The organism is Blautia sp. RTP21359st1_E11_RTP21359_211015 (assembly GCF_040910705.1).
GTDB lineage: Bacteria > Bacillota > Clostridia > Lachnospirales > Lachnospiraceae > Blautia_A > Blautia_A fusiformis.
Genome location: NZ_JBDGAB010000108.1, coordinates 1 through 2,856 on the forward strand (window position 1 = coordinate 1; position 2,856 = coordinate 2,856).

2 rRNA genes are annotated in these 2,856 nt (G+C 63.6%); both read right to left on the reverse strand.

The window, feature by feature from the left end:
• Positions 1 to 263: 263 nt before the first annotated feature.
• Positions 264 to 379, reverse strand: a 5S ribosomal RNA gene (gene rrf, locus AB5026_RS18770).
• Positions 380 to 526: 147 nt separating this feature from the next.
• Positions 527 to 2,856, reverse strand: a 23S ribosomal RNA gene (locus AB5026_RS18775); the annotation flags it as partial.

Sequence of the window (2,856 nt, forward strand, 5' to 3'; positions counted from 1 at the left end):
GATTTACTGGGAATAAGGAGCAAAAGATCCGTCCGGATATACGTGGCGACAGAACCCTGGAACCGACTGAGCGCCACCAGAAAGCGACATAAGCAAAAAGATCGGGTCTACCTCACTGCGGACGAGAACGATGCCCTCGGCTAAAGCCAATCCGAACACCCCTAAAACAGATAGTGCAAATGTCGGTTTGTATAACGAAAAAAGGGGGAGGCCGCGAGGCCTCCCCCTTCTCAGTTCAAGCGCACGGCTCGGTGCCGTCCACCGGTCAGCGGCGCCCTGGCCTCCCACGGGCTGACCCCGCAGTACTCTCGGCGCGATGGGGCTTAGCTTCCGGGTTCGGAACGGGACCGGGCGTGCCCCCCATGCTCTGGCCGCTGACCGGTGGGCGGCGCCCACCGTTACGGTGTCCGGTGTCTACTCACGTGCCCTGGGGGCCGCATGGCGCATAGGAAAGGGAACTGACTCGGGGGCATCCTCGTGCCCGGACCGCGCGTGAGCGCTCAGTCCCGCGGGCCGCGAGGTGCGGTTCCGGAAGAGCTCGGGCGATTAGTGCGGCTCGGCTGAGGCTGTCGCCAGCCTTGCACCTGCCGTCTATCGACCAGGTAGTCTACCTGGGCCCTTACCGGAAGGAGAACTAATCCCTGGAACGGCTTCCCGCTTAGATGCCTTCAGCGGTTATCCGCGCCGCACGCGGCTACCCGGCCGTGCCGTTGGTCGACAACCGGTTCACCGGAGGTGCGTCCACCCCGGTCCTCTCGTACTGGGGGCAGCCTCCATCGATTCTCCTGCGCCCACGGAGGATAGGGACCGAACTGTCTCACGACGTTCTGAACCCAGCTCGCGTACCGCTTTAAACGGCGAACAGCCGTACCCTTGGGACCTGCTCCAGCCCCAGGATGCGATGAGCCGACATCGAGGTGCCAAACCTTGCCGTCGATGTGGACTCTTGGGCAAGATCAGCCTGTTATCCCCGGAGTACCTTTTATCCGTTGAGCGACGGCCCACCCACTCGGGGCCGCCGGATCACTAGAGCCTGCTTTCGCACCTGCTCGGCTTGTGGGCCTCGCAGTCAAGCCCGCTTGTACTCTTGCATTCAAAAGGACGGTTGCCGACCGTCCCGAGCGGACCTTCGCGCGCCTCCGTTACCCTTTAGGAGGCGACCGCCCCAGTCAAACTGCCCGCCTGGCACGGTCCCCGAGCCGGTTGACGGCCTCGGGTTAGGACGCCGGTCGCGCGAGGGCAGTATTCCAAGGGCGGCTCCCCGGGGGCTGGCGCCTCCGGATCGATGCCTCCTGCCTATCCTCTACACGCGGGACCAGCGGCCAATGCCAAGCTGCAGTGAAGGTTCACGGGGTCTTTCCGTCCTTCCGCGGGTAAGTCGCATCTTCACGACCAGTGCAATTTCACCGGGTCCATGGTCGAGACAGCGCCCAAGTCGTTGCGCCTTTCGTGCAGGTCGGAACTTACCCGACAAGGAATTTCGCTACCTTAGGACCGTTATAGTTACGGCCGCCGTTTACCGGGGCTTGGCTTCGGGGCTTCGCGCGATGCGCTAACTCCTCCGCGTGACCTTCCGGCACCGGGCAGGCGTCAGACCCTATACGTCGCCTTGCGGCTTCTGCAGAGTCCTGTGTTTTTGGTAAACAGTCGCTTGGGCCTCTCCACTGCGGCCCGCCTCCGCTCCCCGGGCAAGCCGGTTCACGTACGCGCGGGCACCCCTTCTCCCGAAGTTACGGGGCCATTGTGCCGAGTTCCTTGACCATGGTTGACCCGATCGCCTCGGTATGTTCTACCCACCCACCTGTGTCGGTTTGCGGTACGGGCGCGCACGCGCCTGCCTAGGGGTTTTTCTAGGGACCTCGGGCTCACTCGCTTCGCTCAGTCGCTTCGTCCGGAGCCTCGCCCTGTGTGCGGACCGGATTTCCCTGGTCCGCGGGCCGCGCTCCATCACGGGGACGTCCAGAACCCCGCCGAGCCACCCCCATCCGTCGCCCCGTCGGTCGTAGCGCCGCGTGCGCGGTGCAGGAATGTCTGCCTGCTGCGCGTCGGCTACGCCTTCCGGCCTCGCCTTAGCCCCCGACTGACCCTGGGAGGATTAGCCTTGCCCAGGAAACCTCGGGTTCACGGCGGACGAGTTACTCTCTCGTCTCTCGCTACTCATGCCAGCATTCTCACTCCCATGCGCTCCACCGTCGGTCGCCCTCCGGCTTCTCCGCCCATGGGAAGCTCCCCTACCGATTCTAATGAATTAAAATCCCGCCGCTTCGGTGTCCAGCTTAGCCCCGTGTATTGTCGGCGCATGTCCACTCGACCAGTGAGCTGTTACGCACTCTTTGAATGGATGGCTGCTTCTAAGCCAACATCCTGGTTGTCTGGGCGGACGCACATCCTTTGCCACTCGGCTGGAACTTGGGGACCTTAGCGGGCGGTCCGGGCTGTTTCCCTCTCGAGCACACAGCTTAGCCCACATGCTCTGACTGCCGCGCTCTGGGCCGCCGGCATTCGGAGTTCGGTTGGATTCGGTAGGTGGCGAAGCCCCCTCGTCCATCCGGTGCTCTACCTCCGGCGGTGAACGCGCGACGCTAGCCCTAAAGCTATTTCGGGGAGAACGAGATATCTCCGGGTTTGATTGGCCTTTCACCCCTATCCGCAGGTCATCGCCGCCGTTTTCAACCGACGTGCGTTCGGCCCTCCACGGGGTCTTACCCCCGCTTCAGCCTGCCCACGGATAGCTCACCCGGCTTCGCGTCCGCGGCGCGGGACTCAAGTCGCCCTGTTAAGGCTCGCTTTCGCTCCGGCTCCCTTTCGGTTAACCTCGCCCCGCGCCAGCGACTCGCTGGCTCATTCTACAAAAGG